Below are 17,126 nucleotides of genomic sequence, written 5' to 3' on the forward strand. Positions count from 1 at the left end.
TTTCGAGCCAGTGATCCTCATTCGTTTTTATAGGGGCGTTATTTCACAGCCCCTTTTTTATTACAGAAGCAATATAAAAGACTACACTTTTTCCGTTTTTCAATAAAAAAACTTTATCTATCTATTTCATTTTTTTATCAAAAAATTATTTCATTTTAACCCTAAAAGTGCTAAAATGAATTAGCTTAAATTAAGGCTGATTCTATTATTTTAAAAGACACGTCCATTTTTACATTGTGTCTGGCCTAAGAAAGAAGGACTGATAATGAAAACTTCCCGTCGTAAAATGTCTATGGTTCAGCTGACGTTTGTCACTGCAGCCAATATGCTCGGTGCCGGCATTATAATGTTGCCGACCAAGCTGGCCGAGGTTGGTACGATTTCTATTATTTCTTGGATTATTACTTCTCTTGGCTCGCTGGCACTGGCTCTCACCTTTGCCAGGTGTGGCATGTTCTCTACCAAGCCGGGTGGCATGGGAGGATATGCTGAGTATCGGTTTGGACGCTTTGGACATTTTATGACGAGCTACTCCTACTCCGTATCGATCGTTATTGCAAATGTGGCTATTGCCATTTCCGCCGTAGGCTACGGTGCCGGATTCTTCGGTGTCGACCTCACGCCGGTGCAAACGTGTCTATATACTATCGCTCTCCTTTGGCTCGCTGCAGTACTCAACTTCAGCGGCTCTCGCTACTCCGGCAAACTCAGTACGATTACGATCTGGGGTGCCATCATTCCCGTCTTAGGCATTTCCCTTATCGGCTGGTTCTGGTTTGATCCCCAGCTCTGGATTTCCTCGTGGAATCCCAACAGCTTTGGTTTCAGCGATGCCGTAGGCAATTCCATTGCCCTGACGCTCTGGTCGTTCCTAGGTCTCGAATCGGCAGCTGTCAACATGGATGCTGTAGAAAACCCGCAGCGTTCGGTTCCCATTGCAACCTTTGTCAGCACCCTGGCGGTGGCCTTTATCTACGTGGCTTCAACGAATGCCATTGCCGGCATTGTGCCTAATGCAGATATTCTCAGCTCCAGTGCCCCGTTCGGTCTGGCCTTTGCTACGATGATGGGTTCTACAGCCGGTAAGGTCGTCATGGGTCTCATGGTTTTCTCCTGCGCAGGCTCGCTCCTTTCGTGGCAGTTCACTTTAGCCCGTGTTTTTAAAACCAGCGCCCAGCGTGGCCTCTTCCCGAAGGTCTTTGCCAAGGTTACCGAATCGGATGTACCCTTGAAGGGCATCATCGTCATTCTCATCATCCAGACTCTGTTATCCTTTATGACCATCAGCCCGACCTTGTCGGAACAGTTCGAAAACCTGGCCAATCTGGCCGTCGTTACCAACGTCATCCCCTACATTCTCTGCTCGGCAGCCTTAAAATCCATTTTGGATCAGGAAGGCATTGATGGCAGTGTCTGTAACCGGAATACGTCGTATTTTCTCGCCGGCGTATCGATTATCTATTGTTTCTATGCCATGACGACACTGGATCTGCCCACCTTCCTCGGTGGCTGCACTGCTCTGCTCATCGGCTGGATGACCTATGTCGTCCGCTTCAACATTATGAAACAGACCTTTATTCAGGAACAACGCGTAAAAAGCTAAGCTATACAACCAGTCATAACGGAACGGCACCTAATGAATGTATGCTTCCATTAGGTGCCGTTCTTTTGTATCCGTGTATTATAAATTCCCCCTACGTGCCTCTCTGTGCCGATTTATCTATACACCCTAGGAAAGATTACTCTATTTGTGCTACAGGCCGTCAACATGTCTCTGGAGCGCAAAAAAACGCTGCCTTCCACAAAAGGAGAACAGCGTTTTGCATGACTATAGATACTTTTTGTTAGACGGCACGAGGAATACGAGATTACTGCAGGCTACAGCTACGCAAAGAGCCAATGCTTCTGCCACCAGGGGAATGAGATAGACCAAATAACTCCCCTGGAAAATGGGCGTAATGCCTACGGAAAAGCTGATATAGGGAGAAGACGGCACGTGCAGTCCCACCCAGACGAGAAGCATGATCAGCAGCCGAACCAGCTGCCAGGCCCGTTCTGCCGACGAACTGTACCGGTTCTTACGGGGATAGAAATATAAGACCAGCGTGCCGATGACAAAGATAAGCGTGAGGAAATAACAAAGTCCCATGAGGACGAAAATTCCCGGACCGAAAAGGCTAAGCTGATCGAACTCATTCATAGAATGAAAAAAGGTAGTGCCAAAGAAGACACAAGGAATTGGCAGAGCATAGAGACAGGGATCCAAAAACTCGGAATAGGCGTGCTTGCGGCGGTTATCTTTCCACCAGTCAAAGCCCCGTGCCAGCAGGCTCTGCAAAATCAAGGTCGTCAGCATCCACAAAAAATAGGCCGCCACGCGGCTGTAATAGTTCTGCCATAGGACTGACGAATTGAGCAGATCCAAAAAGCTGAGAGAAAAGAGGAGCCCCGTCAATGAGGCGTACAGCTGCATAGCTGTTGTCGCATAGGCTGAGGTCCCCTGTTTTTTAATCTGTCTGTGCCGCAGCCATAGAGGCAACAAAAACGAGCCCAGAGCGAAGATCAAAAAAGAAAGAGTGACAAAGAATACCCGGTCTGACGCAAAGGCCCCAAAGGGTACCGGAATCAGACAGACGGCCAGCCAGCCAATAGACAGGGCCCGCTGACGCCATGCTTCTCTATTCATAGGCCCCTCCCTTCTGTCTTGCCCATGAGCCGCGTTTGCACGTAGGCGCCGGCCATAGTAAGACAAAGTTCAATATACATGAGAATGATAAAAACAATGTCCCTGCCGAAGGTCGGCCAATTCCAAAAGGACGAATGCTTCCATACAGGTCCCATGAACTTGCTGAAAACAATGCCGGCAAGTGCCAGAAGAATCCAGACGCACACATAACTCGTGCGCGTAATCACTTCACTGTGCGGGCCAAAGGAAGCCTCCCGGCTGCCCAGATAGGCCAAAGGAATGACGAAAGAAAGAACGATATAAGAAATCAGTGCGACAGCCGCACTGGAACCGCTATGGATCGTATACGAACCGATGGGAATAGGAATAATGAAAAAACTCATAAAAACGCATTGACGGATAAGATCACGCCATAAGCTCATGGTATCTGCCTCCTGTACTCGTAGTCATTTGGGCTACATCTTCTTTAGTATATCAAATTATAGAAGCCTTGGGTAGCCTTGCGTTACGGCGGAAGACTGCACGATAAGCGCATCCATGGTATAATAAACATGATATATTTGCTTTGACGAAAGGAAAGACATATGACCATACAAACAGAACCTCTTTTTTCATTCCTGACCCAAGCCGTTTCTCCCTATCACGCCGTACGGGCCGGCAAGGACGTGTTGCGCCGTCATGGCTATAAAGAACTACCGTGGACGCAGGCCTGGCACCTGCACCAGGGAGGCAGCTATTTTGTGTCTCTCTATGGCTCAGCTCTCATGGCCTTTCATATCGGTAAGAATGTACGCAGCCATGTGCGTCTGGCCGCTGCCCATACAGATTTCCCCTGCTTGCGCATAAAGCCTCAGGCCGTTGCCAAACAGCGCGTCTACAGCCGCCTGAACGTGGAAGTTTACGGCGGTATGAACCGCAGCACCTGGCTGGACCGTCCTTTATCCTTGGCCGGCAAGATCGTCCTTCGTGGCAGTGATGCCTTTCAGCCCCGCACACAATACGTGAACCTGACGCGGCCCTTGCTGACCATTCCCAGCCTGGCCATTCATATGGAACCAAAGACTAACGACGGACTCGTCCTCAATCCACAAAAGGACATGCTGCCCCTCTTTTCCTGTGACGGTACAGAACTAGCGGAAGAATCTCTCCTCTCCTATTTGGCGGATGCCTTACAAGTCGACAGCGACGCCATATTGGCCTACGAGCTGACGGCTTATCCCGTAGAACCGCCGTGCTATTTAGGTGCTCACGATGAACTCATTTCCGCATCGCGTTTGGACAACATGACCTCTGTTCTGGCCTGCCTGGACGGCCTCGTAACAGTCAAAGAGGCCGACGGCCTCTCCCTCATTGCCCTCTTCGATAATGAAGAAGTAGGCAGCCGGACCAAACAGGGTGCCTTATCGGCAGCGCTGCCCAACGTCCTGCAGCGCATCTATGCCGCCCTGGGTCTTACGCAAAACGACTATCTGACAGATCTCAGCAGGGCCTTCCTGCTCTCTGTAGACGTAGCCCACGCCCTCCATCCCAATGCGCCGGAAAAAAACGATATTACGAACTTCCCTGTCTTAAACGGCGGTGTTGTCCTGAAAACGGCTGCCAGCCAGAGCTACGTCTGCGATGCCGAATCAATCGCCATCATCCGCGCACTCTGTGAAACGAATGACATCCCCTGGCAATACTACGTCAACCGCTCGGATATCCGTGGCGGCTCTACCTTAGGCTCACTCGTCTCGGCTAACCTGGCTATCCGCGCCATGGATATCGGCGTGCCACTCTTGGCCATGCATTCGGCACGGGAACTCATGGGAACCAGGGACCAGGATGCCCTGACGCAGCTTCTCACAGCCTTCTTTGCAGGCTGAGTCATTGTTTGACAGCCCTTCATTTTCTCTATAGAAAGGTATACACATGAAAACATTTCAAACCCTGGGTGTTACGCCCTTTATTTCCGATTTATTGCATAAACAGGGCATTGACGAGCCTACAGAAATTCAGGCCCAGTCTATCCCGGCGCTCTTTAAAGGCCGCGACGTTTTGGCCCAGGCCCAGACCGGTACAGGCAAAACCCTGGCCTTCCTCTTGCCGGCACTGCAGCAGATCCGTACGGATCTCTCACGGGAACAGGTACTCATCGTCGCACCGACGCGGGAACTGGCCAAGCAGATTGCCGACGTAGCAGAAACACTGGCTCCGGCCCTCTCTGTAGACGTACTCAGTCTGATTGGCGGTAAAACCATTGAAAATCAGCTGCAAAAGCTGCATCGCCATCCGCATATTATCATCGGTACACCGGGCCGCTTATTAGACCATTGCAACCGGAATTCCCTCGATTTATCCAACGTCAAACGGGTGATCGTCGACGAAGCAGACCAAATGCTTCAGGCTGGATTCCTGGAAGACATTGATATGCTCATTTCCATGACACCTAAGAGCCGGCAGCTGCTTTTCTTTTCGGCTACGATTCCCGACAAGATTCGTAATCTGGCCAAGAAACACATGACCAATCCCTTAGTGCTCAACGTGCGCGAAGGAGAAACGATTGCCTTGGAGACGATTGAACAGCGCATTTATATGGTCAGTGAAGAACACAAGCTAGAGCTCCTTTGCCGGATGCTGACGGACATGAATCCTTACTTAGCCATCGTCTTTTGCAATACGAAGGAACGCACGTCTATCCTGGCCAGTGATCTCATCGCCCGGGGCTTCAATATTGGCGAGCTCCACGGCGATATGAGCCAGGGCCGGCGTACGCAGGTACTACGCGATTTTGCCAAGGCGAAAACGCAAATCCTCGTAGCCACGGATATTGCCGCCCGCGGCATCGATATTGAAGGAATCACGCACGTCTTCAGCTATGACGTGCCTCACGACGTCGATTATTATATTCATCGTATTGGCCGTACAGGCCGTGCCGGCAGCGAAGGTCTGGCCATCATGTTCGCTACGGCCGCTGATGAAACGTGGGTACGCCGCATTGAACACAACATTCAGGCGACGATTACCAAGTACGCTGCCAACGGCCAAGTGCGCGTAAAAGCCGCGAATACAGCGCCTAAACGCAAAAAGGTATTCAAGGATAAATTACCAGCCAGCACGTACCAGGCCACGAAGAGCAAGCGCCATAAAACACTTCATAAAGGTGGCGACAACCGGCGTCGCCGCAAGTAACCGGATACAACAAAACAACCCCCGTTACCAGCATAGGCTGATAACGGGGGTTGTTTATATTACGTCAGATCAAAGTCTGCCAATATCTTTGAGGAGCTGCTGGCATTTAGCGCGAACTTCCGGCGAAGCTTCTACCAAAGGCAGGCGGAGCGGGCCGGCCGGGAAACCGAGCATGTTGACCATGGTCTTGATGGGTACAGGGCTGACCGTACAGAAAATCCCTTTCATAAAGGGCAGATACTTCTGGTGCATAGCCGCAGCCTTTTTAACGTCACCGTCTTTATGAGCCTGAATCATTTCGCTCATTTCTTTGCAGATCACGTGGGACGCGACGGAGACAACACCTTCACCACCGACGGCAATGATCGGCAGAGTCAGATTGTCATCGCCACTGTACAGGTGGAAGCCTGCCGGGGCGTTGGCTGCCACATAACCGGCATAATCCAGGTCACCGCTGGCGTCCTTCAGGCCGATGATGTTCGGGAAGTCATGAGCTAAGCGGCACAGGGTCGGTGCTTCGATTTTCCCGCCCGTACGGCCCGGTACGTTATAAATGAAGATCGGCAATTTCGTCGACTTGGCAATAGCTGCAAAGTGTGCATAGCAGCCATCCTGGTTCGGCTTATTATAATACGGAACGATGCACAAGAGGGCATCAACGCCAAGACCTTCGGTCCTCTTGATCAAATCGATGGTCTGCGCTGTATTATTAGTCCCTACGTTAGCCATGACGAGGGTTTTATCCTTCAAGGCATCGGCGGCAATTTTGAAGAGCTTCAGCTTTTCGTCTTCCGTCATGACGGCGCCTTCACCTGTCGTCGCGGCAACGAGAATGCCCGAGCCTTGGGCTGTATATTTTTCTGCCAATTCCCGGAAGGCTTCATAATTGACGGAGCCATCTTCATGGAACGGGGTAATCATAGCTGTGATTACATTTGGAAAGGTTAACATAGTAAATCAACTCCCGTAACAATGCATATTAGATCATATCATGAGCCAGCATGTATTCAGCAATCTGCAACGCGTTCAATGCTGCCCCTTTACGAATCTGGTCACCGGAAACCCAAAGATTAATGGCTTTCGGGTTATAAATATCTTTACGGATACGGCCTACATATACATCATATTTTTCCGATGTATAGAGCGGCATAGGATAGTCCATTTCAGCAGGATTATCCTGTACCTGTGCGCCCGGGAAGGCCTGAATGGCCTTGCGTACGTCTTCTACGCTCAGTTCATCGGCCGTTTCCACCATGATGGATTCGGCGTGGCTGCGGAAGACCGGTACACGGACCGTCGTCGGCGTAATGGCAATGCTGGCATCGTGAAGCATCTTATGTGTTTCATTTACCATTTTCATTTCTTCTTTTGTATAATCATTTTCCATGAACTTATCGATCTGCGGAATCAGGTTGAAGGCAATCGGATAATGTTTGGGCAGGGATTTGCTCGGCAGGATATGTGGCTGCATTTCTCTGCCATTGAGATAATCCACCGTTTCTTCCCGCAATTCATCGAGACCTTCTTTGCCTGCACCGGATACGGCCTGATACGTGCTGACGACGATTTTCTTGATAGGAGAAAGATCGTGAATAGGCTTTAAGGCCATGAGCATGATGATGGTCGAGCAGTTCGGATTGGCAATGATATTTTTATGCCACGAAATGTCTTCCGGATTGACTTCCGGCACGACGAGCGGCACTTCCGGATCCATCCGGAAGGTACTGGAATTATCGATGACGACACAGCCGCGTTTTGCTGCTTCCGGCCCCAGTTCCTTACTAATGGAGCCACCGGCAAATAAACCGATGTCTACGCCATCAAAGGATTCCGGTTTCGCTTCTTCAATTGTATATTCCTGTCCGTTAACAGTCATTTTTTTGCCAGCAGACCGGGCGGACGCCAGTAATTTTAACGTACTGTACGGAAAATTCCGTTCTTCAATCAAGCGGATAAATTCCTGTCCTACAGCGCCTGTGGCACCTAAAATAGCTACTACCGGTTTCTTTGTCATATTAAAATTCCCCCTATAACCCCGGTTCCCTCGTTTAGATTATAAGAAATTTTCCAGACCAAAGGTCAGGCCCGGATAGGAACCGACTTTCTTTACAGCCAGGATAACGCCCGGCATAAACGACTTGCGGTCGATGGAATCGTGGCGAATCGTCAGGTATTCGCCATAGCCACCAAAGAGTACCTGCTGATGGGCTACATAGCCGGGCAGGCGCACACTGTGAATGGTAATGCCGTCAACCTTGGCACCACGGGCACCGTCGAGACTTTCGTGGGTCTTATCCGGCGCCGGTTCGATACCGGCTTCCTTGCGGGCTGCCGCAATCTGGTTCGCCGTCATGATTGCCGTACCAGACGGAGCATCGAGCTTGTTATTGTGATGCATTTCAATGATTTCTACATCCGGCAGATACTTGGCCACTTCTGTAGAAATTTTCATCATCAGTACAGCCCCGAGGCCGAAGTTTGGCGCAATGAAAATGCTGGTTTTCTTGGCTTCAGCCAATTTGCCCAGTTCCGTCCGCTGTTCTGCCGTCAGGCCTGTCGTGCCGACAACCATATTTACACCATGTTCAATGACCGTTTTCGCATTTTCGAAAATGGCTTTAGGCGACGTGAAATCGACGACGACATCCGGTTTTAAATCATCCAGGGCCTGGCCCAATCCTGCACGGATAGGCATGCCTAACGTACCAAGTCCGGCAAATACGCCTGCATCTTCGCCAACGTGCGAAATACTGACGCCACCGACCAGTTCTAATTCTTTATCATCATACACGGCTTTTACTACCTGGCTACCCATACGGCCGTCTGCCCCATTTACGAGTACCTTCAGCATATTATCACACTCCTTGCCGGCAGATTCTGATGCCACACGGCAACAGTGATGTCCACCTTACTATAAAATAAATGAATAGCTGTATCTCTCATCGGCGCTGCGAATTCATAGTATCAGTGCAACAGATACATAAAGACTATCCCTTTACATTATGCTAATTATAAATATAGCACACATTGACACGCTTTACCAATTATTTTTACCTTTTTCGTTGCAGTTTTCATGCAGGAAAAGCATCATCTTATCAGCATTTCTGATCGTTGCCCCGTACTTGCTCTACTAACTGCCGGGCAGCCTCTAAACTGGCCTCACTCGTATCATCACCGGCAAACATACGGGCAATTTCCCGGACGTGCTCTGCTTCGGTAAGGCAACGGACCCGGGTCAGCGTACGGCCTTCCTTTTCTTCCTTATAAATGAAATCGTGATGATCGGCAATGGCCGCCGTCTGTGGCAGATGGGTAATGCAGAAGACCTGGCCGCGGTGTCTTAATTTGCGTATTTCTGCAGCTACCTGAAGGCCGGTCTGACCGCTTATACCCACGTCGATTTCATCGAAAATAACCGTGCGGCCATTATTTTGATTGGGATTAGTCGTCTTCAGGGCTAAGGCAATACGGGATACTTCCCCGCCTGAGGCGATTTTCGCTAAGGGCTGCATCGCCTCGCCTGTATTAGCGGAAAAATACAGCTCAATATTGGCGGCCCCGTCCGCTGTAATAGCCTGCATCGGTTCGATATGAAAACAAATGCGGCTGTTGATGAGGCCTAGCCGTTGCAGCGTGTCTTCCATGCGCTGGCGGAAGTCCGTATCCGCAGCCTGGCGCAATGACAACAGCTCATCGGCCTTGCGGCGTAGCGCTTTTTCCTTTTTCTGAATGGCTGCTTCGAGTTCAGCCAGCGTACTTTCCGACTCGGCCAAACGACCATACTCATGCTTGGCCTTTTTGAGAAAAGCAAAAATTTCTTCAATAGTAAAACCATACTTACGTTTCAGCTTTTCAATGGCAGCGAGGCGGGACTGCATCTTGTCTAAGGCCTTTTCATCGAAATGGAAGGAATCGGCATAGCGGGCAATCTGATCGTGCACATCTTCCAGTTCGTACGACAGGGTTTCTGCCCGTTTTGCCAATTCTACAAAGGCCGGTTCATAGGCAGAAGCCTTTTCAAGACTACGATGAACGGCATCGATCTGTTCCGTCAGACCTTTCTGCCGCTCGCCGCCTTCAAAGGCAAACAAGGCCGTCCGCAGCGTATCCTTAATGTGTTCGGCATGGGAACTCTTGTTGATCTGTTCTTCCAGTTCCTCATCTTCCTTTTCTTTTAGCTGGGCCCCTTCAATTTCCTTGATCTGAAAATCATAAATGCTTAAGAGGCGTGCCTTTTCCTGTTCGTCCTTTTGCAGGTGTCTGGCTTCCCGGCAAAGTCTGGCCCAATCCTTGTAGAGGTCATCATATTCTTCCCGCGTCTGTTTTAGGGACGGCGTGAGGCTATCGAGAATCTGCACGTGATAGGCCGGGTCAAAAATCAGCTGGTTATCGAACTGGCCGTGAATATCCAGCAAATAGGCGGCAATACGACGCACGACCGTTACCGGTACGAGCGTGCCATTGACCAGAATGGAGCCACGGCCGTTACGATGAAAGCGGCGGGAAATAATAAGCTGTCCGTCTTCCCATTCAATGTGATTTTCTTGTAAGAGCTTGGACAGGTCACCCTTTTTATCCAAAAAAAAGAACGCTCCCTCAACGAGGAATACGTCTGTACCGTGCCGGACGAACGACGCGGAGGCCCGTTTGCCGCTCAGCATACCGATGGCGTCCAAAAGAATGGATTTCCCGGCGCCGGTTTCCCCGGTGAGGATCGTCACGCCATCGGCAAAGCTAAGGTGCAAATCTTCAATGAGAGCAAAATTGTGTATATGCAGCGACTGCAGCATACGGCATCAGTCCTTCATTAAAGAAACGATAATTTTAGTAATTTTCGGTACACTATCGGGATTATTGGTAATGATCAGAATCGTATCGTCGCCGGCAATGGTGCCAATTACGTTTTCCCATTTAGCCAAATCAATGGCCGATGCCACCATCGATGCCGAACCGGGCATGGTGCGAACGACAATTTGGTTCAGGCACGAATCGACGCGGACGATCGAATCCTGGAACAGGCGGGCCACACGGTTTTTAGACATGAGCATGCTTTGTTCCTGGCTCAGAGCGTAGCGGTAGTGGCCATCGCTCGTCGGTACCTTGACCAGCATGAGTTCTTTAATATCACGAGAAACCGTAGCCTGAGTAACTTCAATACCTTCTTCCTGTAAGGCCTTGGCCAGTTCTTCCTGTGTTTCAATCGGACGGGACTGCACAATTTCTTTGATTTTCGTATAGCGGAATCTCTTCATAATTACCCTCTTTTCTGTATCATATATAAAATCGGCGGAAAATGTATCTGGTTAAGAGGCTGCCAGGAGGATACATCAAACTCCTTCTGGGGCAACTTCTGTAAAAACGAACGGACAGCCTCAGCCTCGGCAGCACCTGTTTCTGTGCCGGGGTACGCTGCTATCATAATTATACCCATTTTCGCAATTTTATGCAAGCCTATTTTTATTGCTTTTATGGTAATTTCACTTTTTGTGCAAAGAGAATGATCACCTGACGGCAAATAACCCAAATTAAAGAGAATAATATCCGCTGTTTCCTGCAGCTCTTCCAGGAGCTTATCGTGCGATCCCTGCTGCAGCTTGATCTGAGGGGACCACAGATTCTCTGCGGCCAGCCGTTTTCGCGTAACTTCAATAGCCTGCGCCTGCAGATCAAACGCATAGAGCGTCGCTTGTGGCGACATATGGCCGGCCAGAAAGGCTGTATCATGTCCGTTGCCACAGGTCATATCAACAAGTACGCGTGCTGTCGGAATGTATGGCTGTAACAAGGCATGTCCTACATATACGGCATTTTTTAAAGGATACTGTTCCATTAGCCCTTCCCCATTAATTTTGTAAAAAGATTCTTATAAAAATAATTTTTATTAAAGCGGATAATCTTTAGCACTTTATCCGATTCATGAATATGAATGACCATATTCTTAGTAAATTCCTGGTCCATCATACCATCTACAGAAATACGGATGCTGTTGCGGCTGTTAGCTACGGAAAGGCTGACCGTATCGGTATTGCTCAAAACCAGGGGCACCTTGAGAAGCAAATGAGGACAAATAGGGGTAACCATGAGACAGTGCACATCCGGTGAAATAATGGGGCCGCCGGCAGAAAAGGTATAGCCTGTAGAGCCCGTCGGCGTGGAGATAATCATGCCATCGCTGGGATACTGCTGAATAAAATGACCGTTAATACTCATATCGATACGAGTCATTTTGCCTACATTGCCATGGCCGATGACCACATCATTCAGGGCTTCCGACAAAACCTGGACAGAGCCATCTTCATAGGCCAGTTCGGAGTGAAGCATCATGCGCTTTTCCAAGAAATAGCGGCCTTCCAGGATATCACAAAAGCGTTGTTCCAGATTCCGTATTTCAACTTCGTACAAAAAGCCCAGGGAACCAAGATTGACTCCGCAAATGGGGATATCCGCTGCCGCAAACTGGCTGGCTAATTTTAAAATCGTACCATCTCCGCCTAAGACAAGAGCCACATCAATGGTATTCAGGAGCGGCAGATGGGGCAGCAAATGAGATGCTTCTACGTGGTGATAAAAGTCTTGTGTACTCTGTGCGACATAGGCAGGAAGATAATAATTTTGCCCATATTTTTCGCAGAGGTCTATTAATTTCTTTACAATCTGCGTACTCTCTTTTTTTACTAGATTAGGAAAAATGCCAATCCTCACGTTATCACCTACATTTTATGCGATATGTCTACTATTTCGTCTATGATTTCATCGGTTATGTCATTGTGACATAGTTCATCTTTACGGCTGAAGAGCAGGTATTCAATGTTGCCATCTGCCCCTTTAATCGGAGAAAAGGTCAGCTGTAGCGGCGATAAGCCGCAGGCAGCGATACCATCTGTGACGTGGCGGATTACCTGGCGATGTACATCTCTGTCCCGCACGATACCGCCTTTGCCAACGTGTTCCCGGCCTGCTTCGAATTGCGGTTTAATGAGCGTCACCATAGAACCGCCTGCCTTTAAGAGCGGTGCTACGGCGGGCATGATTTTTAGAAGCGAGATGAAGGACACGTCGATCGAAATGAAGTCGACAGGTTCGCCAATATCTTCCGGTGTCACATTGCGGATATTGGTCCGTTCCATATTGACTACCCGTTCATCTGTACGCAGTTTCCACGCCAGCTGGCCATACCCTACGTCGACAGCGAAGACCTTAGCCGCCCCGTTTTGTAAGGCACAATCAGTAAATCCTCCTGTCGAGGCACCGATATCCATCATCGTGACGCCTTCTAACTGCAAGGGAAATTCCTGCATGGCTTTTTCTAATTTCAGACCGCCCCGGCCTACGTAAGGAATGGGATTGCCCTTGACGAGAATGTCTATATCGGCCGGCAGCTTTGTACCGGCTTTATCACACCGCTGGCCATCGACAAATACGAGGCCCGCCATAATCGTAGCCTTCGCCTTTTCCCGGCTTTCGGAAAGGCCCCGTTCTACGAGAAGGACATCGAGTCGTTCTTTATGCTGCATATCATCCCCTCCTTATTGTACGCGCGTCAGCATGGAAAGGACGAGGTCGCGCAAAAACCAGGCCCGGTCCCCCAGAGGTTCGATAGCGGCAACGGCCGCCTGAGCTGCTTCGTCTGCCAGGCGCTGCGCTTCCGGAAGGGAAAAGAGTGTCACATACGTAGCCTTATCATTGCGTTCATCGCTGCCAATGGGTTTGCCCAGTGTCTTTTCATCGCCCGTAAAATCCAGAATATCATCTGTAATCTGGAACGTCAGCCCCATGTGAACGGCGTAATCCGATAGCATTTGCTGTTCTTCTGCCGTGGCATCACCTAAGATAGACGCCAGCTCAATAGCTGCCTTAAAAATAGTACCTGTCTTGGCATGATGCAGCAGCTTTAAACCGGATAAACCAATTGACGCGTGACCTTCGCAGGCTAAATCGTAAGCCTGGCCGCCTACCATTCCGGCCGGGCCGGCAGCTTTGGCGAATACAGCGATACAACGGTTGAGTTTGGCTGCATCCAGGTGCTTCTGACGGGCCATGAGTTCAAAGGCGAAGGTCAGCAGCCCATCGCCTGCGAGGGTAGCCAGCCCGGCACCATAGACAACATGATTGGTTGGTTTGCCCCGGCGCAGATCATCATTATCCATACAGGGCAGGTCGTCGTGAATCAGGGAATACGTATGTACACATTCGAGAGCACAGGCCAGATCCAGATAGGGCTGAGCGTCTTTCCCCAGGACCTCCAGCACGGCCAGAAAGAGGATCGGACGCAGCCGCTTGCCGCCAGCCAGAAGGCTGTAATTCATGGCTTCGTATAAGCTCGCAAATTCTGGCGTTTCCGGCTGGAGCAATTCTCTCAGGCGCTGATCAATATACGTCTTTTTTTCCTGCATGTATTCTTTGAAGTTCATAAATCCAAGGTCCCTTCTTCCGCTGCACCGGAAAGCGTATGTTCCGCCTGCACATCGGCCAAAGCCTGTGCCCGTTGTCTGGCATATTCCAGCGCGCTTTCACAGGCCTGCGATAATTTAATAGCCTTTTCAAACAAATCGAGCGATTCCTGCAGAGTCAGATCCGGCGCTTCCAAAGCCTGGACCATTTCTTCCAGTTTCGCATAATTCGTTTCGAAATTCTTTAATTTAGTGTTGCTTCCTGCCATGTGTGGTCACCTCTTTTACCTCAGTTGTAATGGTACCTTCCGTCACGTGAATGCGCAAGGGTTTATCTACCTGCAGGGCTGACAGTGCCGTAAGGATCGTACCCTCCTGCTCGAGCTGGCCATAGCCCTTGCGTACGAGCTCAGCAGGGTTCATGGCCTTCAGGGAAGCGGTCAGTGCCGCCACCTGTCCGCTCTGGCGGGTAAGGGTCAGATCAAACTGCTGCTTTGCCAGACTGATGAGATGGTCTACAGCCGCCCTTTTCAGCTGTAAAAATTCATCGTACCGCCGCGGCTGCAGCTGGGCTTTCGTCCGCGCCACGTCCCGTTCCCACCGTTCTAAGCGCAGGACAACCGATTGGTAGGCCCGGTCGGCTAAATCGGCTACTTCCATCTGGATTTCCGCAAAATCGGGAAAGGCCAGTTCTGCCGCGTGGGTAGGCGTTGCCGCCCGTACATCAGCAGCGTAGTCAGCCAGGGTCGTATCCGTTTCATGGCCAATGGCTGTAATAACCGGCACCTTCGCCGCATAAATAGCCTTGACTACGTCGGGGCTGTTAAAGCACCACAAATCTTCCATAGAGCCGCCGCCCCGTGCCAAAATCAGTACATCCAGAGACGTATCTGCTCCGGCCTTTTTAAGTGCCGCGGCAATGGTCTTTTCAGCGCCCTTCCCCTGGACGGGAATGGGCAGCAGACGAATTTCCACATAGGGATTCCGCTCGGCTGCAATCTTATGAATATCATGGAGAACAGCACCCGTGGCCGACGTAAGGACGCCGACAGTCCAGGGGAAGCGGGGAATAGGCTGCTTATGCTCCGGTGCAAAATAACCTTCTTCATAGAGCTTCGCCTTGATTTGTTCGTACTGCTGCTGCAAGCTGCCCATCCCCTGGGCAAAGAGCTTTTCTATAATAAAAGAAACGGTACCGCCTTTTTCATATACATTGACAGCACCGATAACGATAACATGATCGCCTTCGCGTACAGTATCCATGGACCGGCCCACACGGCTGCGGAACAAAATGGCCCGGATAGAGCACTGCTCATCATGTAAATTCATATAATAATGGCCATTCGACGCACGCTTCAAGCCAATAATGTTGCCTTCCATAGCTACGCTTTGCAGGCGATAATCCTGCATGAGGTCGTCCTTGATACGCCGTACGACCTCAGTAACAGACGCGTATTTCATGTTCATACGCTTTTCTTCCTTTCCTGCCAGGCCGCCCAAAAAGCAGCGCCTGACGCATTGTCGGCACTAAATCCTTCTTCTGCCAGGAGCAATTCTACGTCATGCCGGTGGCAATAGGCAGTTAGTTTTTGACGCAAAAAGCCGTTGCTCATGACTCCGCCGGCAGCGGCCAACTGCTGCATGGCACTAGCGCCACATTGATCAAGGAGGATTTCCAGCCCGCGCCATACCGTCACCAGAGTCCAGGCACTGCAGCGTGCCGGATCCACATCACCTTGGGCAATGGAACGCTGGGCCTGTGATTCGGGACCGGAAAAACTGAGTTCCCCGTCACGGCAAAAGACGTGGCTGCCCTTGACGTGTTCCGTGCACTGACGGGCCAACGTTTCCAGGTGTACGCCTGCCGGAAAGGGCAGGCCCAGGGCAACGCCTACGCGGTCGATAAACTGGCCGGCACTGATATCACTGGTGCCGCCTACACGGGTAATCGCCAGGCCGTCTGCATCAGGAACAGCCCGGACCAGATCGGTCGTACCACCAGAAAGATGGAGGCCATAAAAAGGCCGGTCTGGAATGGTATTGCGGCTGCGCAGGACCGCCAGGAGATGGTTTTCCTGATGACTGATCGTATAGAGGGGCACAGCCAGTACAGCTGCCAAAGAACGGGCACAGCCCAAACCGGCCAAAAAGGCCGGCATATAGCTGTCTTCCCGGCGCCGTGGCTGACTCGTGACGGCAATGGCCCGGATCGTATGGCCTGCAAAACGCGGCGCCAGCCGTTCCATAAGAAGAGGCAGGTTGCGCGTATGCTGGTAGACCATATTAGACTGGGATAAGCCCCGGCCACCGGCAGAAACAGAAAGGATAATCCGTTCATCGCCGACGATGCTTCCGTCAGCCGTGACGGCACATACAGACGTAGTGTAACAGCTCGTATCCAATCCCAGGTACAGATCCATCAGGCCCGTTCCTTCGTATAAGCGCCCAGAATCCCATTGACGAAACGGGCAGACTGATCATCACTATATTCCCGAGCCAGCACGATAGCTTCATTGATGACAATAGAAGCCGCCAGCCCTGCTTCCTTCGGATAGATAAGTTCGCACAGGGTCAGGCGCATGATGTTCTTGTTCGCCCGGTTAATCTGGGATAAATCCCATTTTTTTGACAAGGACTGAATAATCGCGTCAAATTCAGCCACATGGGCTGTCGTAGTGGTCACCAAGTATTCGCAGTATTCGTTTTCAGCAGCCAAGACTACTTCGTCGTCTGTTTCATCTTCCGCTGCGCCGCTGCGCAAAATTTCATTTTCTGCGTATTGTATATCGTTTTCTTCGTGGAACTCCCGGGAAAAGAGAATTTCCAGGGCCCGCTGCCGGGCTCTATGCCGGGTTCCTTTTGTATGTTTGCTCACAAAA

At 50.5% G+C, this 17,126-nt stretch carries 18 protein-coding genes; 3 read left to right on the forward strand and 15 right to left on the reverse strand.

The genetic code is table 11. From position 1 onward, the window contains the following. Positions 1–265 precede the first annotated feature (265 nt). Positions 266–1,603, forward strand: a complete 1,338-nt coding sequence (gene potE / locus PGX44_RS09320) for a putrescine-ornithine antiporter (RefSeq protein ID WP_498855175.1) — start codon at positions 266–268, stop codon at positions 1,601–1,603. 225 nt (positions 1,604–1,828) lie between these two features. Here the strand turns inward: potE and PGX44_RS09325 are convergent, their stop codons facing one another. Both PGX44_RS09325 and PGX44_RS09330 read right to left on the reverse strand, forming a co-directional pair. Next, a complete protein-coding gene (locus tag PGX44_RS09325; protein WP_498855176.1) occupies positions 1,829–2,686 on the reverse strand; it encodes a hypothetical protein in 858 nt (285 codons plus the stop codon). Beyond that, positions 2,683–3,108, reverse strand: coding sequence for a hypothetical protein (locus PGX44_RS09330; protein WP_498855177.1), 426 nt, complete (start codon positions 3,106–3,108; stop codon positions 2,683–2,685). Before PGX44_RS09330 ends, PGX44_RS09325 begins: the two co-directional genes overlap by 4 nt. A gap of 162 nt (positions 3,109–3,270) precedes the next feature. Between PGX44_RS09330 and PGX44_RS09335 the strand changes: the two genes are divergently transcribed. Together PGX44_RS09335 and PGX44_RS09340 are read left to right on the forward strand one after the other, a co-directional pair. Further along, positions 3,271–4,551 (forward strand): M18 family aminopeptidase, encoded by a 1,281-nt coding sequence (locus PGX44_RS09335; RefSeq protein WP_498855178.1) that lies wholly within the window; start codon positions 3,271–3,273, stop codon positions 4,549–4,551. Positions 4,552–4,597: 46 nt separating this feature from the next. Beyond that, positions 4,598–5,857 carry a DEAD/DEAH box helicase gene (locus PGX44_RS09340; protein ID WP_498855179.1) on the forward strand — a complete coding sequence of 420 codons (1,260 nt, stop codon included), beginning with the start codon at positions 4,598–4,600 and terminating at the stop codon, positions 5,855–5,857. A 69-nt stretch (positions 5,858–5,926) separates the two neighbouring features. On the opposite strand, the gene dapA is transcribed toward PGX44_RS09340, so the two are convergent. From dapA to nusB, 13 genes are all read right to left on the reverse strand, one after another. After that, positions 5,927–6,808: a 4-hydroxy-tetrahydrodipicolinate synthase gene (dapA, locus tag PGX44_RS09345; RefSeq protein ID WP_498855180.1), complete on the reverse strand. Its 882-nt coding sequence runs from the start codon at positions 6,806–6,808 to the stop codon at positions 5,927–5,929. Positions 6,809–6,836: 28 nt separating this feature from the next. Further along, positions 6,837–7,871 carry an aspartate-semialdehyde dehydrogenase gene (locus PGX44_RS09350; protein WP_186503157.1) on the reverse strand — a complete coding sequence of 345 codons (1,035 nt, stop codon included), beginning with the start codon at positions 7,869–7,871 and terminating at the stop codon, positions 6,837–6,839. A 39-nt stretch (positions 7,872–7,910) separates the two neighbouring features. After that, entirely contained in the window at positions 7,911–8,708 is a 798-nt protein-coding gene (gene dapB / locus PGX44_RS09355) for a 4-hydroxy-tetrahydrodipicolinate reductase (RefSeq protein ID WP_186503156.1), read from the reverse strand. Positions 8,709–8,952: 244 nt separating this feature from the next. Next, positions 8,953–10,647, reverse strand: a complete 1,695-nt coding sequence (gene recN, locus PGX44_RS09360) for a DNA repair protein RecN (protein WP_498855181.1) — start codon at positions 10,645–10,647, stop codon at positions 8,953–8,955. 6 nt (positions 10,648–10,653) lie between these two features. Continuing rightward, entirely contained in the window at positions 10,654–11,109 is a 456-nt protein-coding gene (gene argR / locus PGX44_RS09365; protein WP_186503154.1) for an arginine repressor, read from the reverse strand. A gap of 2 nt (positions 11,110–11,111) precedes the next feature. After that, positions 11,112–11,687 carry a tRNA 5-(aminomethyl)-2-thiouridylate-methyltransferase MnmM gene (gene mnmM, locus PGX44_RS09370; RefSeq protein WP_498855182.1) on the reverse strand — a complete coding sequence of 192 codons (576 nt, stop codon included), beginning with the start codon at positions 11,685–11,687 and terminating at the stop codon, positions 11,112–11,114. Further along, positions 11,687–12,400 (reverse strand): NAD(+)/NADH kinase, encoded by a 714-nt coding sequence (locus tag PGX44_RS09375; protein WP_498855183.1) that lies wholly within the window; start codon positions 12,398–12,400, stop codon positions 11,687–11,689. The genes mnmM and PGX44_RS09375 overlap by 1 nt, the downstream gene beginning before the upstream one ends. A gap of 167 nt (positions 12,401–12,567) precedes the next feature. Beyond that, complete coding sequence (locus tag PGX44_RS09380; protein WP_289001646.1) at positions 12,568–13,371, reverse strand: TlyA family RNA methyltransferase; 804 nt, start codon at positions 13,369–13,371, stop codon at positions 12,568–12,570. Positions 13,372–13,383: 12 nt separating this feature from the next. Next, entirely contained in the window at positions 13,384–14,268 is an 885-nt protein-coding gene (locus PGX44_RS09385; RefSeq protein ID WP_498855184.1) for a polyprenyl synthetase family protein, read from the reverse strand. Continuing rightward, the gene (gene xseB / locus PGX44_RS09390; RefSeq protein WP_498855185.1) at positions 14,265–14,516 is read right to left on the reverse strand and encodes an exodeoxyribonuclease VII small subunit; all 252 of its coding nucleotides are present in this window, start codon (positions 14,514–14,516) and stop codon (positions 14,265–14,267) included. The genes PGX44_RS09385 and xseB overlap by 4 nt, the downstream gene beginning before the upstream one ends. Beyond that, positions 14,497–15,714, reverse strand: coding sequence for an exodeoxyribonuclease VII large subunit (gene xseA / locus PGX44_RS09395; RefSeq protein ID WP_498855186.1), 1,218 nt, complete (start codon positions 15,712–15,714; stop codon positions 14,497–14,499). The genes xseB and xseA overlap by 20 nt, the downstream gene beginning before the upstream one ends. Continuing rightward, positions 15,711–16,667, reverse strand: a complete 957-nt coding sequence (locus tag PGX44_RS09400) for a tRNA (adenosine(37)-N6)-threonylcarbamoyltransferase complex transferase subunit TsaD (protein ID WP_498855187.1) — start codon at positions 16,665–16,667, stop codon at positions 15,711–15,713. The genes xseA and PGX44_RS09400 overlap by 4 nt, the downstream gene beginning before the upstream one ends. Beyond that, a complete protein-coding gene (nusB, locus tag PGX44_RS09405) occupies positions 16,667–17,122 on the reverse strand; it encodes a transcription antitermination factor NusB (RefSeq protein ID WP_498855188.1) in 456 nt (151 codons plus the stop codon). Before nusB ends, PGX44_RS09400 begins: the two co-directional genes overlap by 1 nt. Positions 17,123–17,126 lie beyond the last annotated feature (4 nt).

This window comes from Caecibacter sp. AF58-12pH5A, assembly GCF_027681725.1.
Lineage (GTDB): Bacteria > Bacillota > Negativicutes > Veillonellales > Megasphaeraceae > Megasphaera > Megasphaera hominis.